Source organism: Archangium gephyra, assembly GCF_049060025.1.
Lineage (GTDB): Bacteria > Myxococcota > Myxococcia > Myxococcales > Myxococcaceae > Archangium > Archangium gephyra_A.
On record NZ_JBMEQQ010000002.1, the window covers coordinates 1,487,578 to 1,509,474 of the forward strand.

A 21,897-nucleotide genomic window follows, 5' to 3' on the forward strand; every position below is an offset into this window, starting at 1 on the left:
TGCCGTGTGCCCCTGACGCTCGCGCTTGACATCCGCTCGCCGGACGGGCGTGGGTAGGGGGAACATGGATGAGACTCCGCCGTCCCCCCTGCCCTTCCCGACGAGCCTCTGCCACCGATGCGCGGCACCGCCGAAGTACGTGAGGACGAAGACGTCCGTCTTCATCCTCTGCCCGTTGCTGCCGCAGAAGTACGCGCCCCAGCCGGTGGCCCGGTGCTCCCTCTTCCGGCCGAAGTCCTCGGAGCCGGAATCGAAGTAGGGACTCCCGGAGTGCTCAGCCCAGGTGCTGCAGCTCGCGCGAGAGCTGGGTCTCCAGATCGCGGATGTTGCGGTACACGAGGCAGCGGTAGGCGGCGACGTCGAACTTGAGCTCCTTGAGGTCGCGGACGAGCAGGATGGTCGGCCGGCCCTTGCCCCACGCGTAGCCGACCTCCAGGTAAACGTTCGGGTTGGCCATGGAGAGGTCCGCGATGACGACCTTCGCCGTGTCGATGCGCTCCTTGATGCGCTGGATGATGGCGCCCTCGAACACGGCCTGATCCACGCGCTCGCACAGGAGCCCCGCGCCCTTCACCGGGCCCAGGATGCCGTAGTGGTAGACATCCTCCATCTCCGGCGCGAAGGGCATGGCGACGAAGGCGTGGGGCTTGGCCAATGACTGCGCACCGGCCGTGGCCATGGGCGGCGCCTGGACGTGCTGGCTCATGCGCTTGACGCGGAAGCCCCAACCGCCCGGCAGGGGCTCCACCCCCGGGCTCTTCCCCAGTCCCCGTTCCAATGCGCTGCGCAGCCGCTCCGCGCGCCGCGGATCCAGCTCCACCACGGTGATGCGCTCCAGGCCCTGGGGCCCGGCGCCCCGCATGAAGGCCTCGACGAGGCCACCGGCGAGCGCGAGCGCCGCCTCGTCCTCATCCAGGCCGTAGTTGGGGCCGTGCACCGTGCAGGCGAGGTGGCGGATGTCCGAGCGCGACTCGAGCGCCTTGAGCGCCCGGGCCGCGAACTGGCGGATCTCGTGGTAGCCGAACTTCCCCAGCTTCACGGTCCCGAGGAAGAGGGCCAGGGGCGCGCCGATGGCCCCTCGTGTCTCGATGAAGACATGATCTCCGATGGGCACCGAGAACCGATCCATCGGAATGCCCGCATACTCGAGCCGCAGGGCCACGGCCCGATCCGCGCCGTAGAGGCTCTGGGCGTACTTGAGCAGCACCACGTCCGCGCGCGCGTCGGTGATGTTTCCGGCTTCCAGGACGACGTCGAGGGCAGCGCTCATCGGGTGGATTTTCTCACGGAGGCGTCGGGCCGGCCACCGGAGCCGGGGTGCTCGCGGCGGAGCCGGAGGGCTTCGGCCAGAAGGTGACCCACGTGTTGGCGATCCGCGAGGTGACGAGCTTGTTCGTCTTCACGTTCCACAGCCGCGCCACGTGCTCGTCGTCGGAGCCTTGTCCGCGGAAGAGCACCCACTCCCCCCGCGTGGACACCGAGATGGCCTCGCGCAGATCCAATCCTTCCGGCTCGAGCAGGCCCTTGGCGCCCGTCAATCGCACGGGCATCGAGAGGACGGGGAACTCGCCGTCCTGGCTCTCCCAGGCGTACAGCGGGCCGCCCAGGGTCTCGAGCTGCTTCCAGTTTCCGGTGTCCGACGTCTGCTGCACCGCATTGAGCTGCGCGAGCTCGGGGGCGTCCTCGGCCACCGGCTTCAGGGCCTCGCGGGCCGCGGCCTCCAGCTTCTCGGGGGTGGGCCCCATCGCGTCGTACGCGTCGAGGGCGCGGACGTCCGCCGCGTAGTCCCACCCGTAGGAGGTGTCCTTCGTCTCGATGCGCTTCCACGCACCGCCCTCCAGGCGGAAGGCGTGTGCCAGGCCCGGAAGGCCATCCAGGGCCATCGGGTAGCGCTTCCCCTCGAAGAGGATCTCCTTCGTCTCATTCTCTCCCTCGCCGGTCTTGACCACCTTCAGGTGGGCGGGAAGGAGGTCCTCCAATGAAATGACATCCTCCATGAGCGCCAGGGGGCGCCCCTGCGAATCGAAGCCGAGCGCCCCGAGCGTCCCCAGGGTGGGGAGCGGCAGCGGCGTCCCCTTGCCGGTCGCGAGATCCACCCGCCAGGTCCCCGGCTGCCCGTCCTCGTCCTGCGCCGCGACGTGGATCAGCCCTTCCTTGCCGTCCGCGCTCCAGGCGAGCTTCACGCCACTGCACTGGGCGGAGACAGTGAAGACGGTCCTCGGCTCGCCCGGAGGTGTCTGCTGCTCCCAGCGGCACTTGCCGTCGCGGGAGTCTTCCACGAACGAGAGCGTGGCATCGGTGACGGACGCCGGAGTGGGCACGGGGGCCGGGGCGGGCTTCGGAGCGGCGGGAGTCGCGGTGGCCTGGGCCGGCGGCGCGGGCTCCTTGTCCTTGCTCGACTTGCAGCCAGCCAGCAGCAGCCCGGCGACGAGTGCGTGGCTCCAACGGGAGTGGGCGATGCGCATGAGGGAGTGCCTTCGTTCGATGCCCCGCGTCAGGAGGAGCGGGACGCCCGGACGATTCCCCAGGGAGTGGAGGAAAGTCAAAAGCGGTGGCGAGGGGATGCGGTCATCAGGCCGGGGCGACCTCGACCGCGCCTCCCGGATCCACCGTCACCCGCACCGGCAGGAAGTGCTCGATGAGCCACGCGTGCGTGGTGAGGTGCTCCGTCACCCGCGCCGTCGTGTAGCGCGTCGTCCCCGGGGACGAGGGGCCCAGCTTCCCCGCCGCCAGCAGCGCCGCGGGCAGGAGGATCTGATCCCCGAGGTGCTCGTCCAGCGCGCCCCCGCTCTCCATGAAGCGCGCCACCTCTTCCGCCGCCTCGCGTCCCACGTCCTCCGCCGGACGCCCCCGCTTCCCCAGCGCCGTGAAGCCGGCGATCGTGTGCTCGAACTGCGCCAGGATGAACGTCACCGTCCCCACCGAGTGCGTCACCGGCAGCGGCCGGTTCTCCGCGTGGCTGTAGATGCCCCGCTCGCGCAGCGCGGCCACCGCCTCCTTCGACTGCCGCTCCGCGATGCCGAAGGGCAGCCCGCCCACGAACGAGCCCACCGCGATGTCCCGCAGCGTCCCGCGCGCCGGCAGCTCCACCCGGCTCGGCGGATCGCGCACCGGTTCCACCTCGGCAATGAACTCTCCCGCCCCCTGCGGGTAGAAGCCCGCGTGCACCAGGCGCAGCGAGGCCTCCATCCCGTACGCCTTCGCCACCGGCAGCCATACGCCCACCACGTAGTGATAGCTGGGGCTGTGCGGCAGGTGCGTCCCCCCGCGCAGGGTGAGCGAGCCGCCCCCCGCCAGCGCCAGCGGGTAGAAGAGGCACTGGAAGAGCAGCGGCGTGCTGCCCGCCGTCCCCACCTCCAGCACGTAGTTGCCCGGGTGCACCGGCCCTGGCTCGAAGTGCAGCTCCGAGGCCCCCACCTCCGCGCCCTCGCTCCGGCCCCCGCTGATGGCCTCCGCGCCCCGCACGCAGGCGAGGTGCTGCGGCCTCAATCCCGGCGGCTGGCGATTGGCCCTCACGTGCTTCATGTGGAAGGGCCTCCCGGTGATGAGCGACAGCGACAGCGCCGAGCGGAGGATCTGCCCTCCTCCCTCGCCCTCGCTTCCGTCGATCTCCACCGGTCCGTCGTCGCGGTCGGTGCCTGCCATGCCCCTTCCCCCTCAGAGAAAGTCCGGCGCAGCCTAGCAGAAGGCTTTCGGTTACTGTCCGCCCGCCTTGGCCCTCGCGATCTTCCTGTTCACCTACGTCTTCATCGCCGGCGCGCGTCTGCCCTTCCTCCGGTTGGATCGCCCTGGGGGCGCGCTCCTGGGCGCCATTCTCATGGTGGTGACCGGGGTCGTCTCACCCGCCGAGGTCTTCAACCACAGCGCCGACCCGTCCCGACACGCGGTGGACCTGGACACGCTCGTGCTGCTGCTGGGGATGATGCTGCTCGCAGCCTACCTCTCGCAGGCGGCCTTCTTCCGCACGGCGGGCGCCTGGGCCGTGCGCCTGGCCCACACCCCCCGGTTGCTGCTCATCGCCGTGGGCTGCATCAGCGCGGTCCTCTCCGCCTTCCTCGTCAACGACACCGTCTGTCTGATGCTCACCCCGCTCGTGCTGGTGGTGATCGACGACGCGCGTCTGCCTCCCCTGCCCTACCTGCTCGCCATCTGCATGGCCTCCAACGCGGGCTCCGTGGCGACCTTCACCGGCAACCCGCAGAACATGCTCATTCAAGGCGCCTCGGGGCTGCCCTATGCGCAGTTCGCCGCCTACATGGCACTGCCCGCCCTGCTGTCCACCGCCGTGGTCATCGCGGGGCTCCTCTTCCTCTTCCGCCATGACCTGTCCCATCAGCGCTTCGAGCCGCACCCACCGCCACCGCCGGTGGACCGGCCGCTGATGGCGCTGACCCTGCTCACGCTGGCCGGCGTCGTCACCGCGTTCTTCATCGGCCTGCCCATGAGCTGGAGCGCCCTGGCTGGCGCCGCGGTGGTGATGAGCTTCGCCCGCCGCCCACCGCGCGAGGCCCTCGAGCGCGTGGACTTCGTCCTGCTCCTCTTCTTCGCCAGCCTCTTCGTGGTGGTCTACGGCGTGAACAAGGCGGGCTGGGCCGAGGACATCCGCGCGCTCTTCGCGCCCCTCATGTCCGGGCCGCCCTGGCGCGAGACACTCGGCTTCGCCGGGCTCACGCTCGTGGCCTCCAACCTCTTCAGCAACGTGCCCTTCGTCATGCTCGCGCGTGCCTGGGTGCCCACGCTGCATGAGCCCGTGCTGGGCTGGCACGTGCTGGCGCTCGGCTCCACCCTGGCCGGCAACCTCACGCTGGTGGGCAGCGTCGCCAACCTCATCGTCTTCGAGGCCGCGCGCGGCAAGGCCGACATCAGCTTCCTCGGCTACCTGCGCGTGGGCCTGCCCATCACGCTCATCAGCTTCGTGCTGGGGCTCGCGGTGCTCCTCGCGGAGCACGCGCTCTTCTGACGGTTACGGATCCGGCAGCTCGCCGGGCGCCAGATCGGGCTCGGCGGGCTTCGGCGGCGCCGACAGCTCGCGGCCCGTGGTGTGGACGCTGTCACCCTCGGGCGGCGGCGGCGCGCCGGGCCTGCGATCCGGCGGGCGCAGCTCCTCGGCGAACTGCGCGGCGACCACGTCCAGCATCGCCGTCAGCTCCTGGCGGAACAGCGAGGGATCCTTCCCCACCTTGAAGGGATCCAGGTGCTCGCCGCCCTCCGTCACCCGGTCCACCTGGAAGGGACGGCGCCAGATCTCCGCCCGCCCGTTGATCTTGAACATGCGCGCATAGCCCCGCATGTACGCGCCCGCGCGCCCCTTCACGCTGCGCATGCCGTAGTCCTGGATGACGAACTCCACCACCGAGTCCGCCCCCAGCCGCGTCAGCAAGTCATAGTCCGGGGCGTTCGCCGGCACCTCCTGCACCAGGAAGCTCTCCAGGATCGTCGCCACCCGCGCCGGATCCAACGTGTCCACCCACGGCCGCTCCGCGGGGAGCTGCCGGAACGTATTCACCCGCAGGCGCTCGGAGACCTCGAAGCGCGTCACCGCCGCGGTCAGCTTCGCCTGCAGCCGGCGATCCGCCTCCTTCGGCTCCAGCTTCTTCAGCTTGTCCTTGTAGGCGCTGTCCTCCCGGAACACGAGGCTGTGAGGGCCTGCCTCGAGCTCGATCCGGGAGATGAAAGCGGGCCGCGACACCCGATCCAGGTCCGAACCCGCGAGACGCTGCGAAGCACAAGCCCCAGTGAGAAGCGCCACCACTGCGAGGAATGAGATCCGCCCCATTCCTCACACATACAGCATTTTTCTGCTTCCACCCAACGCACGGCGTCAATCGGAGGACACTCACTCCCAGGGGGAGCAGGCTTCAGAACAGCACCAGCTCCTCGTGCGGCTCCAGCGTCTCACCCCTGACGTTCGTATGCCCTCCAAGGAGGGCCTCGTTGCTGCGCTGCCGGGACTCGGTCAGCTCGGAAACGAGGGCGAGGATCTGCGGATGGGTGAGGATGAGGGTGTCGAAGTCCTCGCGGGGCAGCCGCAGCAGCGAGGTGTTGCGCGCGGCCGTCACGGTGGCGGTGGCGGGCGTCCTCTGCAGCAGGGACATCTCGCCGAACAGCTCGCCCTCGTGCAGCCGGGCCAGGGACTGCTCGCCCTTGGAGACGGCCACCTCGCCGGAGAGCACCACGTAGAGGCCGTCCACCGCGTGGCCCTCGTGGATGATGGTGTCGCCCCGGCGCACCTCGCGGGCCCGGAAGCGCTCCACCAGCTCGCGCCGGTCCTTGCGGCCGAAGGGCTGGAAGATCGCCGAGGTGTTCACCACGTCCGACAGCAGCCGCTGCCGGCAGAAGCGCCTCAGCGCCCGGGCCACCTGGGGGTAGCTCCTCGAGAGGCCCGCGAGCACCGGCGCGGAGATCTCCAGCACCTGCGTGTCCTCGGCGGCGCTCACCACCGAGGCCGAGCGCGGCGCGCCCGACAGCAGCGCCATCTCGCCGAAGAAGGCCCCCTCGCCCAACTGGGCCAGCTCGCGCTGCTCGGCACCGGCCTGGCGCACGATGCGCACGCGGCCCGCGCAGATGACGTAGAAGGCATCGCCCTTGGTGCCCTGCTCGATGATGCGCCCGCCCTCGGGGAAGCGGCGCAGCGGGCAGCGCTCGAACAACGCGATGAAGGCGTCCCGCGGCAGGTCCGAGAAGAGCGGAATCTTCGGCAGCGCCTCGTCCTGGGGAGCCGCCTCGGCGATGGGCTCCTCGGCCTCCGGCGTGTCCGTCTCGCCAGCCACGGGTGCGGACAGCGCGGGCTCCGAGGACTGCTCCGCGCCCGCGAGCGCCGCCAGCTCCACCGCGTGCAGCAGCGAGTCCGCCTGGACGGCGAGCTCCGTGAAGGGCGTGCTGCCCGGCACCGGGGGCTGGAAGTCCACGCCCTCGCCGGGGGTGAAACGCTCGAGGCGCGGAGAGGCGGGCCGCACCGCCGCCACCCGGAGGGGCTGGGGCGGAGGCTCGGGGGTGGCAGGCGCGGGAGGCTGCTCCGTCACGGCGGGCCGGACGTCGCTCGAACGGCGGCGCAGGCCCGGAGGCGCGGACTTCGCCACGGGGGCCTGGGCGGGCGTGGCCTCCACGCTCTCCATCTCCACGTCGCCGAACGCCACCTCGGCCTCGAGGTCCGGCGCGGGCGCGGCGGGAGGCCCGGCGCTCGCCTCCTCGAAGTCCAGATCCACCTCGATGCCCGACAAGGACGAGGGAGCCTCGCGCTGGGAGGCCCCGGCGGGCACGACCCCAGGGGCCTCGTCCTCGGCCAGCGCCTCGTCGATGTCCGGCGGCAGCTCGATGAAGAGCGCGGCCGGCTTCGCCACCGGAGGCGCCGCCAGGGGCCTGGGCGTCACCGCGCGAGCCGTGCCTCCCGCCCCACCACGGCGGGCATAGAGGTTGGCGAGCATCTGCTGCACGCCCTGGTGCGACGCGTCCAACTCCAGGATGAGCTTGCTGGCGGCGATGGCGCGCGGGAGGAAACCCTCGCGGGCGAAGCCCTCGGCGGCGGCCTGGTAGGCGGAGATGGCGCGGGCGCTGTCCCCCACCTTCACCCAGGCATCTCCCAGCCGCACGCGCGTCTGGAAGTCCTTCGGATCCAGCTTGCAGTATTCCTCGAAGAGCTCGGCGGCCCGGGCAAAGCGGCCCTTGGTGAGGGCTTCGTTGGCTTTGTCCCTGAGCTGCCGCGGCTCCATGTCAGCGTGCCCCCTCGGCCGCGGTCGTCGTCTTGGCCAACGCCGCCACCGCTGCCTCTCGGACCCGACGGTAATAGTCACTCTTGAGCGCGTCCAGTGCATCGGCCTGGGCGCCCGTGCCCATCCTCGTGAGAGCACCCGCCGCCGCGGCCCGGATCTCCGGCAGGTCATGGTACAGGTCGCGCGCCACCACCTCGGCCGCCGTGGTGTCGCCAATCTCTCCCAGGGCGGTGAGCAGCTCGCGCCGGCCGACGCCCGAGGGCTCCTCCAGCGCCTTCACCAGCGTGGGCACCGCCTCCTTCGCCTTCATCCGGCCCAGCAGCGTGGCGGCCAGCACCACCTCGGGGCCGCCCTCGGAGACGACCTTCTGGAGCTCGCCCGCCGCGGAGGCCGGCGCCCCCGTCTTCACGAGGGCATCGAGCACCACCAGCTTCTCGCCGCTGATCTGCGGCAGCAGCTCCACCAGCGCGGACCGCCCGGCCTCGCCCTGCTCGGCGAGCGCCTGGGCCAGGGCCTTCACCAGATAGCGATCCGCCTCGAACAGGCCCGCCTTGGCGACCGCCACGCCCTCGGGCCCCAGCCGCGTCAGGCCCACCAGGGCGGCGGTGCGCAGCGTCACGCTGGAGTCCCCGGCGAAACTCTTGAGCAGCTCCAGCGCCCCGGGCGCCTTCACGGCTCCGAGCGCACGCAGCAGTCCGGCCAGCGGCTCGAGCTTGGACGAGTCCACGTCATCGAACAGCTCGGAGGGGGCGCGCTGCTGCACCACGGGCCGGCCCATATCGCGCGCCTTGGCGGCGTTGAGCGCCTTCACGCGGGCCATGAGGCCGGAGTGCTTCTCGCCCTTCTGCCGGTCCCCACCCTGCTGGGAGGGATCGAACCCCGGGCCGTAGCGCTCGGGGAGCGGCTGGGTGACCCAGTCCTGGCGGAGCGTCTGCGCGGCCGCGAGCTCCTGCTCGAAGGCCTTCTGCAGCACGGGGGCCGCGGCGGCCTCCCCGATGGCCGCGGCGGCATCCACGGCGAGCGCGCGCAGTGTGGCGTCGCCCTGGGTGACGTAGGGCAACACCTTGGGAAGCAGATCCTTGGCCGCGGGGCCGAGGCCGATCACCACCTGGAGCCCACCGGCGGCGGAGGCGGGACGCGCCAGGCGCTCGATGATGGGGTCCACGGGGCAGCCGCCGCGCTCGCGCATGGCGCGGGCAACGGGGACGGCCTCACTGGTCTCGGCATCGAGCGCGATGGCGCACAGCGCGGCATCCGTCTGGGGCTGGCGCGGCATGGCGAGCAGGGCGTCGATGGCCAGGGGGCTCACGGGCTCTTCTCCACCGCCACGGCCTGCAGCCGGGGAATGGCCTGGGGCTCCTGCAGCCGCGTGAGGGCGGTGATGGCGGACTCGCGCAGCTCGGGGAAGCTCTCGTCCAGCAGGGGCAGGATGGCGGGCACGACGCGCTTGTCGCCCAGGTCTCCCAGGCCGCGCACCGCGGCGGCGGCGAGGATGACCTGGCTGTCACGCACCAGGGGCACCAGCCGGTTGAAGGCGTCGGGACGGCCGCTCTTGCCCAGCTCCTCGGCGGCGCCCACGCGCTCGGGCAGCGAGCCCTCGTTGAGCGCCAGCAGGTTGCGATCCCAGATGGCCTTGGACTCGGCGGCGACGACCTTGGCCATGGCACCGGGCACGTTGGCCTGCTTGAGGGCCTGGACGATCACCTGGCGCGTCTGGCGGCCGCGGCGGCCGTACTGCAGGGTGAGGTAGGCCTTGGCCTTGTCGTTCTTCACCTGCGCCAGCGCCATGGCAGCCTGGCCCTGGACGTCCACGTCGGAGTCCTCGAGCAGCTCGCCGAGCAGATCCACCACGCGGGGATCCTGGCTCTTGCCGAGCGCGGAGGCGGCCTCGCCGCGGACGATGGAGGCCATGTCCTTGGCGGCGCGGGTGAAGAGGGCCAGGTCGTCGGGACGGGCGTCCTCGGCCAGCTTCTTCACGGCCAGAGCCCTCACCTCCGGGCGAGGGCTCTGCAGATCCGCGAGAAGCTGATCCCGGCTACCACTGCACCCGGCGGTGACGAGAAGGGACAGGACGACAAGAAAGGGGCGTGCGCCGGTTCGCATCGTTCTCCGGGGAGGGAAAGCGTGAGACGCCGGCGGTTATATCAGCGGTGCGCGCGACCGCCCACGACTCAGCGGCCCTTGCGAGGGCCCCCTCGCCCCCTGGGCGCCCCAGCACCCCCAGCGCCGCGAGGACCACCGGCACCGCGAGGGCCACCCGCGCCACGAGGACCACCGGCGCCACGAGGAGGCCGGGCTTCCCACTCGGTCGTGGGACCCTGCTTCTTCTCGCGCCAGTTCACGAAGGGCTTCGAGCCCTCGCCAGTCTCCTCGCCTCCCGGGCGTGCCGCACCGCGGCGCGCGGGGCCTCCAGCGCCCGTCCCGAAGGACTTGCGCGCGGGACGCTCACCCCGCTCCTCACCCCGAGGCGCCCACTCACGGCGCTCCGGACGAGCACCCCGCGAGGGAACCCGGCGCTCGGCGCTCGGATTCGACGCGAAGGACCCCTGCTCCTCACCCCGAGGCGCCCACTCCTTGCGCTCGGGACGGCCACCCGCGCCGAAGGGCTTGCGCTCCGCACGGTCACCCGCGCCGAAAGGCTTGCGAGCGGGACGAGCACCGCGCTCGCCGCGATCCTCACCCCGAGGCGCCCACTCACGGCGCTCCGGACGGTCACCCGCGCCCGCGCCAAAAGGCTTGCGAGCGGGACGGTCACCGGCGCCCGCGCCGAAAGGCTTGCGAGCAGGACGGTCACCCGCGCCCGCGCCAAAAGGCTTGCGCTCCGGACGGTCCCCCGCGCCGAAGGGCTTGCGAGCGGGACGAGCACCGCGCTCGCCACGATCCTCGCCACGCGGCGCCCACTCACGGCGCTCCGGACGGTCACCCGCGCCCGCGCCGAAGGGCTTGCGAGCGGGACGGTCACCCGCGCCCGCGCCGAAGGGCTTGCGAGCGGGACGGTCACCCGCGCCCGCGCCGAAGGGCTTGCGAGCGGGACGGTCACCCGCGCCCGCACCGAAGGTCTTGCGAGCGGGACGGTCACCCGCGCCCGCACCGAAGGTCTTGCGAGCAGGACGAGCACTCCGCTCGCCACGATCCTCGCCACGCGGCGCCCACTCCTTGCGCTCCGGACGGCCACCCGCGCCCGCACCGAAGGGCTTGCGAGCGGGACGGTCACCCGCGCCCGCGCCGAAGGGCTTGCGAGCGGGACGGTCACCCGCGCCCGCGCCGAAGGTCTTGCGAGCAGGACGAGCACTCCGCTCGCCCCGCGGCGCCGCCTCATCGCGCGCCGGGCTGCTGCCCGTCTCGTCCAGCTCATCCTCGCCGGGCGTCCACGTCCCGCGGCGCTCGGCACGGCCACCCGCCGCACCACGGAACGCCGGCCGGGAACCACCCTCGCCCCTCGGGGCGAACGTCTTGCGCTCGGGAGCACCCGCGGCCGCTCGCGCCGGACGCTCCGTCCTCGTGCCCTTGCGCTCGGGACGCTCCGTCCGGGCGGCACCGCGAGGCGCGGGCTTCTTCGCCGCCGCACGCGACCGGGCCGGCGCGGGAGGCGCCTCGTCGCCGAAATCATCGTCATCCACGTCCGCCGACTCGAAGCCCGGAGCCGAGCGCCCGTGGCGCCGCGGCGGCAACCGGAGCTTCCCGCTCGGGCGGCGTGGCCTTCCCGTCGGCCACTTCCTGCAGCATGCGCACCTGGTTCTCCGACAGCGGCTTCATCTCGCCGGGGCGCAGGCCCTCGACGGTGATGCCCGCGTAGGAGGGCCGGTACAGGCGGACCACCGGGGCGCCCACCGCGGCGCACAGCCGCTTGATGAGGTGCGGGCGGCCCTCGGCCACCACCAGCTTCAGCCAGGTGTTGCGCTCGGCCTGCTCGAAGACGTCCACGGACAGCGGCGTGGCCATGCCGTCCTCCAGCCGCACGCCGCTGCGCAGCTTGTCCAGCGTGGCCGCGTCCGGCACGCCCTTCACCTTCGCCAGGTACGTGCGCGGCACCTGGAAGCTCGGGTGCGTCAGCTTGTGGGCCAGCGCCCCGTCGTCCGTGACGAGCAGCGCTCCTTCGGCGTCGTAGTCCAGGCGGCCCACCGGGAAGAGCCGCTTGCCGGTCTCCTCGATGTAGTTGGCCACGGTGGGGCGGCCCTGCGGGTCCGAGAGCGTCGTCACGACGCCCACCGGCTTGTACAGCAGGTAATACGTGGACTCCTCCGGCGGCGTGACGAGCTTGCCGTCCACCGTCACCAGGTCTCCCGGCTCCACCTTGGAGCCCAGCTCGGTCACCTTCTGGTTGTTCACCGTCACGCGGCCCTCGGTGATGAGGTCCTCCGCGTGTCTACGAGAGGCCACGCCCGCGCGGGCCAGGTACTTCTGCAAACGTTCAGACGCCATTTCCGCCACCTTCCACTTCTTCGACCACCCGTCAAGCGGGCTCTGCTGGCCCCTTATCACCCTCGGGGGGTGGAGGGGTGGGGTTCAGGATGCTGGTCGCGGCCTTCTGGGTCTTCTCCGCGGCGTCCATGGCCTGCTCCAGCTCCTCGAGCGCGGCTTCCGACGCCGCCACGCTCTTGTCCATGCGCTTCTGGAAGTCGGGATCCGCCAGCAGCTCCACGGTGCCACTGGCCCCCGGCGCCGCCGGCCGCTCCTTCTCCACGATCTCCTGGTGCTCCTGCGTCAGCTCGTGGAACTCACGCAGCGTGGGCAGGGCGGACAGGTCCTTCAGGGCGAAGAACTCGAGGAACTCGCGGGTCGTCCCGTACAGCATGGGCCGGCCCACCTCCTCCTTCTTGCCGAGGATCTTGATCAGCTTTCTATCCAGCAGCGCCTTGATGACGGCGCCGCAGTCCACGCCGCGGATGTCCTCGATCTCCGGGCGGGTGACGGGCTGGCGGTAGGCGATGATGGCCAGCGTCTCCACGGCGGCGCGGGTGAGGCGCTGGGGCTTCACGCGCAGGTAGCGCCGCACGTACTCGCCCGAGTGCGGATCCGTGCGGAACTGCCAGCCGCCGGAGACCTCGTACAGGACGATGCCGCTGATGCCGTCGCGGTGGACGCCGGAGATCTGGTTGAGCGCCTCGAGGATCTTCTCGCGCTCGATGCCGGTGGCCTCGAAGAGCTGATCGAGATCCAACGGCTTCTCGGCGACGAAGAGCACGCTCTCCAGCACGGTGCGGATGCGCTCCGGGGAGAGGTTGCGGCTCTTGACGACGAGCTTCTCGAAGGACGACTGGAGGTCCGGGACCTCGTCGGCCTCGATGGTGGCGACGTCGGAGTCCTCCAGCTCGTCCTCGTCACCGGGGCCGGTGACGGCGGCGATCTCCTCCTCGGTGAAGGGGCTGGGGCCGCCGGAGGAGCGCGGGGGCTTTCCTCCGGTGTCCTCGGGACCGTTGTTACCGGTACTCACTCTCATCCACCTCCGTGGGGACCAGCCGCTCCAGGGCATCCCCGTTGGGCGTGAGCATGATGTCCGCCAGGGGGGCTTCCTGGCTCACCTTGAGCAACCGCCGCTTCACCATCTCCAGGATGGCCAGGAAGGTGATCACCAGCTCCTGACGCGTACGATGCTCATCGAACAGACTCTCGAAGGTACACGCTCCCTGGGCCTTCAGGCGCTCGGCGATGCGCAGGATGGCCTCGGAGATGCTCACCTTCTCGCGCACCACCTCGTGCTGCAGCTTGGGAGCCAGGCGCTCCAACACCCGGTCGAGCGCTTCGATCAGCTTGAGGACGGAGAACTCCTGCAGGCCCACCTCCTCCTCGGGGATGGGCACGGCCTCCACGGGCACGCGGCGCGGGAAGACGTCGCGATCCAGGATGTCCTGCATGGCCAACTGCTCGGCGGCGTCCTTGTACTTCTGGTACTCGAGCAGGCGGCGCACCAGCTCGGCGCGCGGGTCGCCCGCGTCCTCCTGCTGCAGCTCCGCCACCGCGTCGGCCGTCTGCTCGGCGGTGTCCTGGCGCGGCAGGAGCATGCGGCTCTTGAGGTGCGCCAGCGTGGCGGCCATCACCAGGAACTCACCGGCGATGTCGAGGTTGATCTCCCGCATCCGCTCCAGGTGCTCGAGGTACTTCTCGGTGATGAGCGCCAGGGGGATGTCGAAGATGTCGAGCCGGTGCTCCTTGATGAGGTGGAGCAGCAGATCCAGCGGTCCCTCGAAATTGGGCAAGGCAACGCGGAACGCGTCGCCCGGACTGAGGGGCACGTCTGCCTCGAGGGTCTCCTCGGTGGGAGGGGCGCTGCGACGGCCTGCGCTCACCAGACGTCCTTCACGCGCTCAGGGGACGCCCACGGCGCGGCGGACCCGCTGCATGAGCTTGGAGGCTTCGGCGCGAGCGCGCTCGGCGCCATCCTGGAGGATGCGCTCGAGCTTCGGCGGGATCGCCCTGGAGCTCCTCGTAGCGCTTGCGCGCCGGGCCGAACGTGTCGAGGAAGGCCTCGAGGAGCAGCTTCTTGTAGTCACCGTAGCCCTTGCCACCCGCGCGCCAGGACGCATCCACCTCCTGGAAGCGCTGCTCGGGCAGCATCAGCTTGAGCAGATCGTACAGAGGCGCGTTCTCGGTGGGCTTGGGCGCCTCGACGGGCGTGGAGTCCGTCTTGATGCCCATGATGCGCTTCTTGATCTCCTTCTCGGGCCCGAACAACTCGATGGTGTTGCCGTAGGACTTGGACATCTTCTGTCCGTCCACGCCGGGCACCGTGGCGGTGCTCTCCTGCACCCGGGCCGCGGGCAGCCGGAGGATGCCGGGGGCGTGCCCCTTCTCCTTGCCGTCGGGATCCTGCGGGTCGTAGCCCGGCACGTAGGTGAGGTTGAACTTCACGGCCCAGTCGCGGGCGAACTCGATGTGCTGGATCTGATCCTTGCCCACCGGCACGGAGTCCGCGCTGTAGAGCAGGATGTCGGCGGCCATCAGCACCGGGTAGGCGAAGAGGCCGAAGTCGGCGCTGATGCCCTTGGCCAGCTTGTCCTTGTAGCTGGTGGCGCGCTCCAGGTTGGCCACGGGCACCACGGTGCCGAGGATCCAGTAGAGCTCCAGCACCTCGCGCACGTCGCTCTGGCGGAAGAGCACGGCCTTCTTCGGATCCAACCCGAGCGACAGGTAGGCCATGGCGGCCTCGCGGGTGAGCTCCTCGGCGAGCTTCGCGTCGCGCACGGTGGTGAGCGAGTGGTAGTTGGCGATGAAGTAGTAGGCCTCGCCCTCCTCCTGGAGGTGCACGAACTGCCGGATGGCGCCGTAGTAGTTGCCGATGTGCAACCGGCCCGAGGACTGGACTCCCGAGAGGATCCGCATGACTCCCACGCCTATATACGAAAGGGGTGACAGCCCTGGTTCGCACACCCAGGGCCACCCTGCAACTTTCCTGCAAGCCCGTTCCACGGATTGAACCCGCCCGCCCGCTCCCCGGGCAGACCGACTACTGGGAACTTCTCGGTAGCCGAGAAAAAGGCTTGTGAATTCAAAGGGTTGCGGAGGGTGGAAGCCTTCGTTAGGGTGGCCTTCCCCCAGCAGGAAGGAAGTCGTCGACATGGAGCGATTCAAGGGGAATCTGGCCAGCTACCGGCTGCAGCTGTTGATGCCCGCGTTCTTCGAGGCACCCGCGGTGGACGGGATGCTGCGCGTGGAGCGGGGGGCGGTGCGCAGGCACTTCTTCTTCCAGCGCGGATACCTGGTGGGCGAGAGCTCCAGCGAGGCGACGGAGCACCTGGGACAGGTGCTGGCGCGGCTGCGGATCCTGGATGCGGCGAAGGCGGCAGAGGCGTTCGCGGCGGCGGAAGCGGCGGGCGTGCCCTTCGGCACCTACGTGGTGGAGCGGGGCCTGGTGGCGAGGGCGCGGCTGGCGGAGGCGATGGCGCACAAGGCGCGCGAGGCGCTGTTCGACTGCTACGCGTGGGAGTCCGGCGAGGTGGAGTTCCGCCCGGGGCTGCCGCCGCTGGGGCGCGCGGTGGAGCTGCAGCTCGGCCTGAAGGAGCTGCACCGGGACGCGCTGGCGCGGCTGCTCGAGTGGAAGGTGTTCTGGGAAGCTCTTCCCGGGGCCGGACACGCCGTTCGGGGTGTACCGGGAGTTCGCGGTGGAGACGGTGTCGGCGGCGGAGGAGCAGCTCCTGCAGCTCGCCGAGAAGGGGGCGACGCTGAGCGAGCTGCTGGCGGCATCGCCGGAGGGTCCGCTGCACGGGGCGCGCTGGGTGCTGCGCCTGTACCGGCGCGGGGCGCTGACGCCGCGCAAGCAGCGGGGCCCGCGGGTGGGCGCGGCCACGGAGCTGGCGGATCTGCTGGAGCTGGCGCGAGGCCTGGTGGACGGGGGCCGGTACGAGGAGGCGGTGGCGGTGGCGGCGCAGGTGTTGGAGCGGGCGCCGGTGCCGGAGGCGCACGCGCTGTACCGGGAGGCGGAGGTGCGGCTGACGGTGGCGCTGGCGGACGAGGTGCTGGCGGTGGACGGGCGGATGTACTTCGAGCCGTTGCCGCGCCCTCCCCCGCCGTCGCTGACGGCGGACGACCTGTACCTGTACACGAAGCTGCGGGGCAGCCGGAGCGTGCGCGAGGTGCTGCGCAACACGGCCATGGGCGAGCTGGCGGCGTACCGGGCGTTGAAGCGGCTGATGGAAGCGGGCATCGCGAAGGTGATGCCGGACACCGGGACGCCGAGGCGGCGCGCGAAGACGGAGCCGTTCGGAATCCCCATCGTGGCACGCTGAGCGGCGCACCCAGCGTCCACCAGACGATGCCGTGCGATGTCCCCTCTCCCCTCGGGAGAGGGCTAGGGTGAGGGTATCGGGGCCCGTGTTGTGCCGGCCCGTGGCCACCACAGCGAGTCCACACTGGCGGACTCTTGCGAGCGGTCCGTGCTTTCCCCTATGACCTGCCCGCCTTCTCACGTCCCAGGAAAACCATCCCCATGCTCAAGAAGATCCTCCTCGGTGCCGCCGCCGTTCTCGTGGCGCTGTGCGGCGTCATCGCCATGCAGCCGTCCACCTATTCCGTGCAGCGCACCGCGACGTTCAAGGCCGCGCCGGACATCACCTTCGCGCTGGTGAACGACTTCCACAACTGGGGTGGGTGGTCGCCCTGGGACAAGCTGGACCCGAACCAGAAGACCACCTTCGAGGGCGCGGCCACGGGCGTGGGCGCGAAGTACGGCTGGTCTGGCAATGACCAGGTCGGCGAGGGCCGGATGACCATCGAGGAGAGCAAGGTCAACGAGCTCGTCCGCATCAAGCTGGAGTTCATCCGGCCGTTCGAGTCCACCAGCCCGACCACCTTCACCTTCGCCCCGGCGGCCGAGGGCGTGTCGGTGACGTGGAAGATGGACGGGACCAACACCTTCATGGGCAAGGCCTTCTCGCTGTTCGTGAACATGGACGCGATGCTCGGGAAGGACTTCGACAACGGCCTGGCGGCGATGGGCAAGATCGCCGAGGCCGAGACGAAGAAGCGCGCCGAGGCGGAGGCCGCGAAGCTGGCGGCCGAGAAGGCGGCAGCCGAGGCCAACGCCGCCGCTCCGGTCGAGGGCCAGCCGGCTCCCGTGGCGGTCCCCACGCCGTGAGGTCCGCGAGGGGCCCGAGCGGGCAGGACCGCGCTACGTGCCCCCTGCCCTCTTCCTGGCCACGCGGGCGCCCATGACGCCTCCCCGCCCCCGCACGTCGTCTCCGCGGGGGTGGGCGTTGTCGTAGACGGCCCGCAGCCGGGCGCTGTTCACGTGGGTGTAGATCTGCGTGGTGGCCAGGTCCGCATGGCCCAGCATGGCCTGCACCGCGCGCAGATCCGCCCCACGCTCCACCAGGTGCGTGGCGAACGAGTGCCGCAGCTTGTGCGGCGACAGCGGCTTGCGGATGCCCGCCTTGAGCGCGTAGCGCTTGAGCAGCTTCCAGAAGCCCTGCCGGGTGAAGCCGTCCCCGCGCGGGGTGACGAAGAGCGCCTTCGACTCGCGCTCGCCCAGCAGGAGCTGCCGGGGGCCCGCGAGGTACGACTGCACCTTCTCCGCCGCGATGGAGCCCACCGGGACGATGCGCTCCTTGGCGCCCTTGCCCTTGGCCACCAGGTAGCCGGCGCCCAACTGGATGTCGTTGATGCCCAGGCCCACCAGCTCGCTCACGCGCAGCCCGGTGGCGTAGAGCACCTCGAGCATGGCCTTGTCCCGCATGCCCACCGGCGTGCGCTCGTCCGGCGCGGAGAGCAGTTGCTCCACCTCCTCCAGCGTGAGGAAGATGGGCAGCTTGCGCGCCGAGCGGGGGGTATCGATGTCCTCGGTGGGATCCTTCTCCACGAACTTCTCGGCCACCAGGAAGCGGTGGAAGCTGCGGATGGCCGCCAGGTGCCGCGCCTGGCTGCGCCGCGAGAGCTTGCGCGTGTTCAGCGTCGTCAGGTGGCCGGTGATGTCGTCCTGTTGCACGCGCACCACGTCGGTGACGCCCTGGCGCTTCAAATCCGCGAAGTACACCGTCAGGTCCGCGGCGTAGGCATCCACCGTCTTGCCGGACAGGCCGCGCTCGGCGCGGATGAAGGCGATGAACGCGTCGAGGTACCCTTCCATGGTGCGCCTAGGGTAGCCCAATGTAGGCAACGGGCAACCTTCCAGCTCGAAACGTCCGGTTTACAAGACGCTGGGAAAGCGGGGTTTCCGACTTCCCATCATGGAGGGAGTCCATGTTTTAGAACGATTCGCCGCCTCTCGAGGTCGCCGCGACATCCCTCGCCGGGGGTGGATGCACAGCTTCAGAGGCCCGGAGCCTTGGCTCGGGCATTCACAGACACTGAGAGGCGGGTTCTTCCATGGGAATGGGATTCGGAATCGGATCGGTGTTCGACTTCGCGGCGACCGGGCTCTCCAATCCGGTGGAGCGCATGGCCACCACGCCCGGTGGCACGGGGACCCTCAAGAAAGCCGTCTCGACGTCCGTGGCCGTGGCCGTCACGCTCGCCGCCGTCAAGTGGGTCTCCACACCTCGGAGGCAGAAGCGCCGTGGCTCGGCGAAGGCCCGTGCCGGGTTGCGAGCCGTGATGAATTGGGTTTCCTAGTCCAGCTGGCCCTTGCCCTGACGGAGCACCTCGAGCTGGTCGTCGATCAACGACACCACCGTCGAGGGCTCCATCAGCCGCACCCCGCCATCGAGGATGAGATCCAACCCGTGCCCCAGCGCGTCCTTGATGTCCTTGGCGTCGATGAGGGGCTCGCCCTCGGCGTCCGTGGCCGAGGTGGTGACGATGGGCCGCCCCAGCGCCGCGGCCAGCGCCCGCGCCAGCTCCGAGTCCGGCACCCGGATGCCCACCTGCTTCTGCTTGGACATCATCGCCTCGGGCACCATCCGAGTGGCCTCGAGGATGAAGGTGAAGGCCCCGGGCGTCAGGCTCTTCATCGTCCGGTACGCGAAGTTGCTCACGTGCGCGTACTTCGCCACGTCCGACAGGTCCGGGCACAGGAAGGACAGCGGCTTCTTCCTGTCGCGGCCCTTGAGCTGGTACAGCTTCTCGATGGCCTTCTTCGAACCCAGATCACACCCCAGGCCGAAGTAGGTGTCCGTCGGGTAGGCGATCACCCCCCCGCTGGAGAGCACCTCCACCGCGCGCTGGATGTGCCTCGGCTGCGGGAAGTCCGCGTTCACCTCGATGATCGGCGCTGACGCCATGACCGTGTCTCCTCGGGCCGGCCCTTGTAGCGGCTAGGAGTGTACCTCGCCACTGCGCTGCAGGGCCCGCCGGGTGAGGACCGGGCCGATCAGCTCATGCGCGGTGATCATCGCGACGATGAGCACCTCCACTTGCGGCCCGAAGTCCGGGAAGGTTCGAGAGATGAGCGCCGCCAGCCCGAACGTCACGCCGGCCTGAGAGATGAGCCCCATCCACAGGTAGCGGCCCAGCCGCGGATCCTCCGCCGGGGCGAAGCGCCGGCACGAGCCGTAGATGGCCACGCCGCGCAGCGCCACCAGCAGCAGGGCCGCCGGGCCCACCGTCAGGAGCGCGTCCAGCTTGAGCCCCGCCCCCGCCGCGGCGAAGAAGAGCGCGAAGATGGGCAGGCCCGCCAGTTGGATGGCGTGGTGGATGCGCTCGCCCTCGCGCTCGTCCAGGTTGGCGATCAGCGCCCCGGCCGCCAGCGAGATCAACAGCGGCGACAGGTGCAGCCGCGCACCGGCCTCGGCCGAGACGAAGCACAGCCCCACCAGGAAGAGCGGCAGCTCGCGCTTCACCCGCCGCATGTACAGCAACATCACCAGGGCCAGCACGCAGCCCACCACCACCGAGCCGAACAGCTCCCACCCCACCCCGCCCAGCAACCCTCCCACGTCCAGCCCACCGCCAAAGCTCGCCCGCGTGAGGCCCGCCGCGATGGCGAAGGCCACCATGACGACCAGGTCCCCGATGATGACCAGGGCCATGAGGAACTCGGTGAAGCTGCCGCGGGCGCTCGTCTCCTGCACGATGGCGATCGTCACCGTGGGCGAGAAGGACACCACCACCGTGGACACCAGCGCGCTGACGGCCAGCGCCTGCCACACCGTCATGGGCGCCAGGAAGGGCAACACCGGCTTGAGGGCGAAGAGCGCCGCGCACACGGCCAGGAACGTCAGCCCGCACACGGCGACGCACAGGGCCGCCACCTTGGCTCCCACCCGGCGGATGAGCCCCAGTTGCAGCTCCGTGCCCGCCACCAGCGCGATGAGGCTCACCGCGAGCCCCTTCACCAGCTCCAACCCCTTCACACCCGCCCCGGGGATGAAGCCCAGCGCATAGGGCCCCACCGCCACGCCCACCAGCAGGTAGCCCGTGAGCCGGGGCAGCCCCATCCCCTTGGCCACCTTGCCGGCGAACAGCCCGCACAACAGCAGCGCTCCGGCGGCGAGCGTCACCGAGGTGCCCGTGTCCACACGCCACATCTGGGCCCGGCCGATGGCCGCCAGCACCAGCAGCAGCAACAGCAGCCGCAGCAGCGCCCCCTTCATGGCTGGCCTCCCCGCGTCCGGCTCGAGCCCGGTGCCAGGACGTAGCGGAAGGCCCGGCTACCCAGCAGCTCGTTGATGACGGCCCCCACCACCACCACGTCGAAGACCCGCTGGGACAGCGTCCCCGGCACCAGCACCAGGTACTCCACCACCAGGCACAGCGCGAGCCCGCCCTGCGCGATGAGCGCGTAGCCGAGCCGCGGCGGCAGCGCCAGCGTGCCTCCGGCGATGCGCTGCGCGAACGCGCCCCCCAGCACCTTGCCCAGGAAGCGCAGGCCCAGGTACCCCGGCAGCAGCACCCACGCCATCAAGTCCCTCGCCTGCACATGGGCGCCCACCAGGAAGATCAGCAGCAGGTACGCGGGCCGCTCGAAGCGCCCGAGCCCCCGTGCCGCCTGCTCCACGGCCCGGCCCCCCACCAGCGCCAGGGTGGCCCCACAGGCCACTCCCGCCAGCAGCGCCGACACCCGCAGGTACGCCGCCGCCCCGGACACCAGCGCCACCCCGCCCAGCAGCACCGCCATCAGCTCGCCCTGATCCTTCAGCCCATGCATGAGGAAGGCGAGCAGTCCGCCACACGCCATGCCCAGCAACAGCGCGAGCGCCACCAGGCCCAGCCCCTCCAGGGGATGGCCCGCGGCGCCGAAGGCCAGCGCCAGCATCAGCACCCCCAGGCCCACCAGATCATCCAGCATGGTGAGCAGCGCCACGGACAGGCCGCTGCGGCGCTCCATGCGCCCGTTGCGGTAGCCCAGCACCGCGAAGTGGCCGGAGGACAGGCTCGCCGCCGCGCCCAGCAGCGCCGCCGCGCCCACGGCCGCCCCGGGCGGCAGGCCCATGGTGAAGAGCAGCGGACCGGCCAGGGGCAGGGCCACCCACAGGAAGGCCGTCCCGGCTTGAGCGAGCGCCGCCGCGTAGACCTGCCGGGGCAGCAGCCGCAGCAACCGGGGCTCCAGGTTGAGGCCGATGATGACGCCCGACACTCCGAGCCCCAGGGCCAGGATCGGCCGCAGGGCCGTCAGATCGCCCCAGGAGAGCACCCCCAGGGTGCCCGGCCCCATGATCGCCCCACAGGCGAGGAAGAGCAGCCCGCTGGCGGCCAGGTGGGCCACGGCGGGAAAACGGCCGGGGTCCAGCACCGTCCGGCTCGAGGCCAGCAAGGAGAGCGCCGCGATGGCGAGGAAGACGAGCAGCGCCTGCACAGAAGAGGTGCTTACACCGCCCGG

20 protein-coding genes and 2 pseudogenes are annotated in these 21,897 nt (G+C 70.9%); 6 read left to right on the forward strand and 16 right to left on the reverse strand.

Features of this window, described 5'->3' with window-relative positions; translation table 11 throughout:
• Positions 1 to 64: 64 nt before the first annotated feature.
• Entirely contained in the window at positions 65 to 259 is a 195-nt protein-coding gene (locus ACN28I_RS06670) for a hypothetical protein (protein WP_420941273.1), read from the forward strand.
• A 15-nt stretch (positions 260 to 274) separates the two neighbouring features.
• On the opposite strand, the gene ACN28I_RS06675 is transcribed toward ACN28I_RS06670, so the two are convergent.
• From ACN28I_RS06675 to rtcA, 3 genes are all read right to left on the reverse strand, one after another.
• Positions 275 to 1,270 carry a hypothetical protein gene (locus ACN28I_RS06675; RefSeq protein ID WP_420941274.1) on the reverse strand — a complete coding sequence of 332 codons (996 nt, stop codon included), beginning with the start codon at positions 1,268 to 1,270 and terminating at the stop codon, positions 275 to 277.
• Positions 1,271 to 1,283: 13 nt separating this feature from the next.
• Complete coding sequence (locus ACN28I_RS06680) at positions 1,284 to 2,465, reverse strand: hypothetical protein (RefSeq protein WP_420941275.1); 1,182 nt, start codon at positions 2,463 to 2,465, stop codon at positions 1,284 to 1,286.
• A gap of 106 nt (positions 2,466 to 2,571) precedes the next feature.
• Complete coding sequence (gene rtcA, locus ACN28I_RS06685; protein ID WP_420941276.1) at positions 2,572 to 3,645, reverse strand: RNA 3'-terminal phosphate cyclase; 1,074 nt, start codon at positions 3,643 to 3,645, stop codon at positions 2,572 to 2,574.
• Positions 3,646 to 3,712: 67 nt separating this feature from the next.
• On the opposite strand from rtcA, the gene ACN28I_RS06690 reads away from it, so the two are divergent.
• Positions 3,713 to 4,960, forward strand: a complete 1,248-nt coding sequence (locus ACN28I_RS06690; protein ID WP_420941277.1) for an SLC13 family permease — start codon at positions 3,713 to 3,715, stop codon at positions 4,958 to 4,960.
• 3 nt (positions 4,961 to 4,963) lie between these two features.
• Here ACN28I_RS06690 and ACN28I_RS06695 read toward each other — a convergent pair whose 3' ends face one another.
• From ACN28I_RS06695 to trpS, 9 genes and pseudogenes are all read right to left on the reverse strand, one after another.
• Positions 4,964 to 5,776, reverse strand: a complete 813-nt coding sequence (locus ACN28I_RS06695; RefSeq protein WP_420941278.1) for a hypothetical protein — start codon at positions 5,774 to 5,776, stop codon at positions 4,964 to 4,966.
• A gap of 82 nt (positions 5,777 to 5,858) precedes the next feature.
• Entirely contained in the window at positions 5,859 to 7,709 is a 1,851-nt protein-coding gene (locus ACN28I_RS06700) for a cyclic nucleotide-binding domain-containing protein (RefSeq protein ID WP_420941279.1), read from the reverse strand.
• A 1-nt stretch (position 7,710) separates the two neighbouring features.
• Positions 7,711 to 9,018: a HEAT repeat domain-containing protein gene (locus ACN28I_RS06705; protein ID WP_420941280.1), complete on the reverse strand. Its 1,308-nt coding sequence runs from the start codon at positions 9,016 to 9,018 to the stop codon at positions 7,711 to 7,713.
• A complete protein-coding gene (locus ACN28I_RS06710; RefSeq protein ID WP_420941281.1) occupies positions 9,015 to 9,812 on the reverse strand; it encodes a HEAT repeat domain-containing protein in 798 nt (265 codons plus the stop codon). Before ACN28I_RS06710 ends, ACN28I_RS06705 begins: the two co-directional genes overlap by 4 nt.
• 68 nt (positions 9,813 to 9,880) lie before the next feature.
• Positions 9,881 to 11,329 (reverse strand): hypothetical protein, encoded by a 1,449-nt coding sequence (locus ACN28I_RS06715; protein ID WP_420941282.1) that lies wholly within the window; start codon positions 11,327 to 11,329, stop codon positions 9,881 to 9,883.
• Positions 11,322 to 12,131, reverse strand: coding sequence for a pseudouridine synthase (locus ACN28I_RS06720; RefSeq protein ID WP_420941283.1), 810 nt, complete (start codon positions 12,129 to 12,131; stop codon positions 11,322 to 11,324). Before ACN28I_RS06720 ends, ACN28I_RS06715 begins: the two co-directional genes overlap by 8 nt.
• Before the next feature lie 31 nt (positions 12,132 to 12,162).
• On the reverse strand, positions 12,163 to 13,143 hold the full coding sequence (scpB, locus tag ACN28I_RS06725) for an SMC-Scp complex subunit ScpB (RefSeq protein ID WP_420941284.1): 981 nt from the start codon (positions 13,141 to 13,143) through the stop codon (positions 12,163 to 12,165).
• Positions 13,130 to 13,996: a segregation and condensation protein A gene (locus tag ACN28I_RS06730; RefSeq protein WP_420941285.1), complete on the reverse strand. Its 867-nt coding sequence runs from the start codon at positions 13,994 to 13,996 to the stop codon at positions 13,130 to 13,132. Before ACN28I_RS06730 ends, scpB begins: the two co-directional genes overlap by 14 nt.
• Positions 13,997 to 14,014: 18 nt before the next feature.
• Positions 14,015 to 15,029, reverse strand: a pseudogene (trpS, locus tag ACN28I_RS06735) (tryptophan--tRNA ligase).
• Positions 15,030 to 15,348: 319 nt separating this feature from the next.
• Here trpS and ACN28I_RS06740 point away from each other — a divergent pair.
• The 3 genes and pseudogenes from ACN28I_RS06740 to ACN28I_RS06750 all read left to right on the forward strand — a co-directional run.
• Positions 15,349 to 15,687 (forward strand): annotated as a pseudogene (locus ACN28I_RS06740) (DUF4388 domain-containing protein); the annotation flags it as partial.
• A 103-nt stretch (positions 15,688 to 15,790) separates the two neighbouring features.
• Positions 15,791 to 16,432, forward strand: a complete 642-nt coding sequence (locus tag ACN28I_RS06745; RefSeq protein ID WP_420948876.1) for a hypothetical protein — start codon at positions 15,791 to 15,793, stop codon at positions 16,430 to 16,432.
• Between the two features lie 200 nt (positions 16,433 to 16,632).
• Positions 16,633 to 17,280: an SRPBCC family protein gene (locus tag ACN28I_RS06750; protein ID WP_420941286.1), complete on the forward strand. Its 648-nt coding sequence runs from the start codon at positions 16,633 to 16,635 to the stop codon at positions 17,278 to 17,280.
• Between the two features lie 33 nt (positions 17,281 to 17,313).
• On the opposite strand, the gene xerD is transcribed toward ACN28I_RS06750, so the two are convergent.
• Positions 17,314 to 18,267 (reverse strand): site-specific tyrosine recombinase XerD, encoded by a 954-nt coding sequence (gene xerD, locus ACN28I_RS06755; RefSeq protein WP_420941287.1) that lies wholly within the window; start codon positions 18,265 to 18,267, stop codon positions 17,314 to 17,316.
• Between the two features lie 245 nt (positions 18,268 to 18,512).
• Between xerD and ACN28I_RS06760 the strand changes: the two genes are divergently transcribed.
• On the forward strand, positions 18,513 to 18,752 hold the full coding sequence (locus ACN28I_RS06760; RefSeq protein ID WP_420941288.1) for a hypothetical protein: 240 nt from the start codon (positions 18,513 to 18,515) through the stop codon (positions 18,750 to 18,752).
• On the opposite strand, the gene ACN28I_RS06765 is transcribed toward ACN28I_RS06760, so the two are convergent.
• Genes ACN28I_RS06765 through ACN28I_RS06775 form a run of 3 tightly spaced genes read right to left on the reverse strand, consistent with a single transcriptional unit; the run spans position 18,749 to position 21,873 of the window.
• On the reverse strand, positions 18,749 to 19,360 hold the full coding sequence (locus tag ACN28I_RS06765; RefSeq protein WP_420941289.1) for an L-threonylcarbamoyladenylate synthase: 612 nt from the start codon (positions 19,358 to 19,360) through the stop codon (positions 18,749 to 18,751). The two genes, ACN28I_RS06760 and ACN28I_RS06765, sit on opposite strands and share 4 nt — an antisense overlap.
• Positions 19,361 to 19,393: 33 nt before the next feature.
• A complete protein-coding gene (locus tag ACN28I_RS06770) occupies positions 19,394 to 20,671 on the reverse strand; it encodes a cation:proton antiporter (protein ID WP_420941290.1) in 1,278 nt (425 codons plus the stop codon).
• Entirely contained in the window at positions 20,668 to 21,873 is a 1,206-nt protein-coding gene (locus ACN28I_RS06775) for a sodium:proton exchanger (protein WP_420941291.1), read from the reverse strand. Before ACN28I_RS06775 ends, ACN28I_RS06770 begins: the two co-directional genes overlap by 4 nt.
• Positions 21,874 to 21,897: the final 24 nt, after the last annotated feature.